4 protein-coding genes and 1 rRNA gene are annotated in these 4195 nt (G+C 35.3%); 3 read left to right on the forward strand and 2 right to left on the reverse strand.

Annotated features, from left to right (window positions below; translation table 11 throughout):
- From ACIQ0D_RS11845 to ACIQ0D_RS11855, 3 genes are all read left to right on the forward strand, one after another.
- The coding region (locus ACIQ0D_RS11845) for a PH domain-containing protein (RefSeq protein ID WP_395805878.1) at nucleotides 1-692 on the forward strand (692 nt) is incomplete at its 5' end.
- Between the two features lie 138 nt (nucleotides 693-830).
- Nucleotides 831-1430: a DUF1080 domain-containing protein gene (locus ACIQ0D_RS11850; RefSeq protein ID WP_395805880.1), complete on the forward strand. Its 600-nt coding sequence runs from the start codon at nucleotides 831-833 to the stop codon at nucleotides 1428-1430.
- A gap of 76 nt (nucleotides 1431-1506) precedes the next feature.
- Nucleotides 1507-2880 (forward strand): Gfo/Idh/MocA family protein, encoded by a 1374-nt coding sequence (locus tag ACIQ0D_RS11855; RefSeq protein ID WP_395805882.1) that lies wholly within the window; start codon nucleotides 1507-1509, stop codon nucleotides 2878-2880.
- 74 nt (nucleotides 2881-2954) lie between these two features.
- Here the strand turns inward: ACIQ0D_RS11855 and ACIQ0D_RS11860 are convergent, their stop codons facing one another.
- Nucleotides 2955-3935, reverse strand: coding sequence for an acyl-ACP desaturase (locus ACIQ0D_RS11860; protein WP_395805884.1), 981 nt, complete (start codon nucleotides 3933-3935; stop codon nucleotides 2955-2957).
- A 166-nt stretch (nucleotides 3936-4101) separates the two neighbouring features.
- Nucleotides 4102-4195, reverse strand: a 5S ribosomal RNA gene (gene rrf, locus ACIQ0D_RS11865); the annotation flags it as partial.

The following is a 4195-nucleotide window of genomic DNA, read 5'->3' on the forward strand; positions in this document are numbered from 1 at the left end:
ACATCCAAGGATTTACAATTAATAAAGGCCTAATTAACAATTCACAAAAAGTTTTGCCTTTCAAAAAGATCCAATTTGTATCATGGAAAACAAATTGGTTAAGAAAGAAAATCTCCATGTACCTTTTTGAATTTCACACTATCGGTGGAGTTGAAGTAAAAAACAGCCTGAAAATTAATGCACCAATCACTTCTGAAACCGTCCTAAACAGATTAACAAGCACATATTACCCTAATTTACCGGTCAAATTCGAAAACAATTTGAGAATTGACAAATCCTATTGGATTAGAAAAACATTGATTAATGGCGTACTTCCCTCACTCATACTATTATTCCCTCTTCTTTATTATGTGGGAGAAAAGCATTTTCTTTTCTTAATACTAGCTTTACCGCTTTATCTATTCATAAATTATGGAATGTATAGAAAAAAATTTCTCTTTTCTTGGACAGATGAGCTAATCCATATTCATACTGGTGTATTTGGAGAGAAAACAAGCCTTTTGAGATGGGAAAAAATCCAGTCCGTTAAAATTAGACAAAACTTATTTCAGCAGAGTAAAACACTAGCCGACTTAGTAATTCATACTGCTGGAGGAACTATAATTGCACCATATATTCCAATAGAAGTTGCCAGAGAATTACAAAATATAGCTTTGTATAAAGTGGAGACTGACAGAAATAATTGGCATTAAAAATACAATGCTTGCATAGCAATCAGAAAAAATCTTAAATCAACATTAATCTATAAACAAGCTTAACACCTTATAATTTATTAAATACGTTTTTGAAAACCCTTTTTAAAAACTATATTTAATTATAAATTATAAAATATGAAGCAAATCCTATTTATTATTTCTTGCATTTTAATATCTACGAGTGTACAAGCACAGCGCACACAAAAACTTTTTAACGGTAAAGATTTAAGTGGCTGGACCATCCATGGTACCGAAAAATGGTATGTAGAAAATGGAAATTTAGTCTGCGAAAGTGGACCTGATAAAAAGTATGGATACCTTTCTACCGATAAAAAGTATAAAAATTTCATTTTGGAGTACGATTTCAAATTAGAAGCCAATGGAAATAGCGGGGTATTTATTCGATCATCCATTGAAGGAACAAAAATTAGCGGTTGGCAAGTTGAAGTTGCTCCTCCAGGAAACGGAACAGGTGGCATTTATGAATCATACGGTAGAGGCTGGTTAACAAAGCCTACAGCAGAAAAAGAAAGTAGTTTAAGTGCTGATGGCTGGAATAGAGGCAAAATTGAAGTAAACAATGATGAGATTACCACTTGGTTAAATGGCAATCAAATCTCAAATATAAAAGATGCGAAAATAGGCGCAGCAACTGGTTTTATTGCACTTCAAATTCATGATGGTGGCGGCATTAAAGTGCGATGGAAAAACATCCACTTGAAGGAAATCAAATAAAAAATTAAAGTATATAAAAATAAATAGCTTGATTAAATTAATATATCAAGCACAAAAAACAATCTCATAATATTAAATGAAAACAAATCCAGAATCATCTCGTAGAGGCTTTATAAAAAAATTAGCTACATCAACCGCTGCAGTAGCAGTTGGGAGCCAAGTACTTGCCGCAAGTCCTGAAAACAACAAAATAATTTCAATTCCAAAAAGATCAGATTTTAGTGTAAATGATCAAATAAACATTGCATTAATAGGTGCTGGAGGCATGGGCACGGGCGACGTAATGACCGCATTGATGGTACCCGGAGTTAAGATAGTAGCTGTATGCGATTTGTATGATGGTCGTTTAAGAGATGCCAAAACACGTTGGGGACAAGATATTTTCACTACAAGATCATATAAAGAAATTTTAAGTCGTGCTGATGTTGATGCAGTTATTATTGCTACTCCAGATCATTGGCACCAACAAATTTCTATTGATGCGATGAGAGCAGGAAAACATGTGTACTGCGAAAAACCAATGGTACATAGTATTGGTGAAGGACCTGCAGTGATTCAAGCACAAAAAGAAACTGGAAAAGTCTTTCAAGTTGGAAGTCAGGGTGTTTCATCATTAGGAAATGAAAAAGCGAAGGAATTATTAAAAGATGGAGCAATAGGGCAGCTTAACTTTGCAGAAGGCTTTTGGGCTCGACATTCGCCGGGAGGAGCATGGTCTTATCCAATTCCAGCGGATGCTTCTAAACAAACAGTTGATTGGGAGGCTTTTTTAAGTAACACCAGCAAACGTGATTTTGATGCAAAACGTTTTTTTAGATGGAGAAACTACCGTGATTATGGGACTGGTATGTCGGGTGATTTATTCGTTCACTTGTTCTCAAGTTTACACTTTATAACAGGCACCTATGGTCCAAATAAAATTTATTCTTCAGGCGGCCTAAGGTACTGGAAAGATGGCAGGGAGGTCCCTGATGTACTTCTAGGTATATTTGATTATCCTGAACAGGCTGAAGCACATCCAGCCTTTAACCTATCCTTAAGATGCAATTTTGTTGATGGAACAAGTGGTAATACTATTCTAAAACTTATCGGAAGTGAGGGAGCTATGGATATTGGTTGGGACAGCGTTACATTACGCAGAAACAAAAATTTCTCTAAGGATGATCCATTTTATATAGAGAGTATGAAAAACGCAGGAACGCCTCTTACCGATCGTAAGAGAATACTTCCACAAGAAGAATATACTTTTGCTGTTGAAAAAGGATATTTAGGAGCGCATTATGATCACTTCGCAAATTTTTTCAATGCTATCCGAACAAATACCAAGGTGGCTGAGGACGCTATTTTTGGATATCGTGCAGCAGCACCAGCATTATTATGTAATGATAGTTATAATAATGATACAGCTATTTTATGGAATCCTGAAAAAATGCAGTTAGTTAAAAAGTAATTGATATTTCACGTAAAAAAAGAAACCCGACCTAATTAAAATAGAGTCGGGTTTCTTTTTATATAAGAATAAAATTAACCAGCAATCCAACTAAATTTATATTCTAAAGAAGGATTTTTCATTCTTTCAGCGATTCTCAACAAACGATCAGGAAGATTTATTACGTAATCACGAGCACGTTCACCAGCTTCATTTAGATCACGTAATTTTTCAATTTGCCAATCCTCAATTAATGATTTCATAATCTGGACGTAATCTACAGCAGTATAAACACCTAATCGCTGAGCAGCATCTGTAAAGTGGCCAAAGGTTTGACCCATTTGTAAACCAACCTCACGAAGGAAGTGAGCTGGCATAACGATTTTATTACGCATCATATCCTCAAAAGCGATCATAGCTTCACTAGGATCAACCTCAAAAATACGAGACATAAAATCTCTATAAGCTTTAGCATGACGAGCTTCATCAGAAGCAATTACACCACACATTTTTGATAATAAGGTATCACCTTCTTGTTTAGCTAAGGTTGCAACTCTTCTATGAGAAATATTAGTAGCAATCTCCTGAAAAGAAGTATATATAAAGTTACGGTAAGGATCATGACCTGTACCAATATCAAAGCCATCAGCAATTAAATACTGTGTAGAAATCTCCATTTGGCGCATATTAACCCGACCAGAAAGGTATAAGTATTTATTAAGAAGATCGCCATGACGATTCTCTTCAGCAGTCCAATGTCTTACCCATTTCATCCAACCATTATCTTCATCTTTGGATATACCATCAACCATACTTAACCAAGACTCATAGGTAGGAAGAGCTTCTTCTGTAATGGTATCACCGATTAGAACGGCTACTAAATCATAAGAAAGAGCTTCGGCGTTTTCCTTAAGATCTTTGATTTCAGAAAAGAAAGTATCCCGAGTTGAATCAGGCAAAAAATCAGATGGTTGCCAATTCGTGTCAATAGGTTTTAAGTATTCATGCATATTCTCGAGCATATACTTTTCAATATGCACTAAAACTTCTCTACGAGATCCTATATTGATATTCATTTGATTAGATATTTGCCTAAAGATACAGATTAAGGCTGATTGATAGATAAAAAAATGTCGAAAAACTATAAAAAAAGACTTTTCTATGAAACATGTTACAAACAAAAAACCCTCATCAGTTTTAGCTGTGAGGGTTTTGTTTTAACAAAGCAAGGCTTTGTATAAAATTTGGCACCGACCTACTCTCCCACCTTTTACGGCAGTACCATTGGCTCTGGCGGGCTTAACTTCTCTGTTCGGAATGGGAAGAGGTGGACACC

Origin of the sequence: Daejeonella sp. (assembly GCF_044342615.1) — a bacterium.
Lineage (GTDB): Bacteria > Bacteroidota > Bacteroidia > Sphingobacteriales > Sphingobacteriaceae > Daejeonella.

Excerpts from the sequence above, each read along its gene's own strand:
- ACIQ0D_RS11850 (WP_395805880.1), top strand. The coding sequence starts at position 831 with ATGAAGCAAATCCTATTTATTATTTCTTGCATTTTAATATCTACGAGT.
- ACIQ0D_RS11855 (WP_395805882.1), top strand. The coding sequence starts at position 1,507 with ATGAAAACAAATCCAGAATCATCTCGTAGAGGCTTTATAAAAAAATTA.
- ACIQ0D_RS11860 (WP_395805884.1), bottom strand. The coding sequence starts at position 3,935 with ATGAATATCAATATAGGATCTCGTAGAGAAGTTTTAGTGCATATTGAA.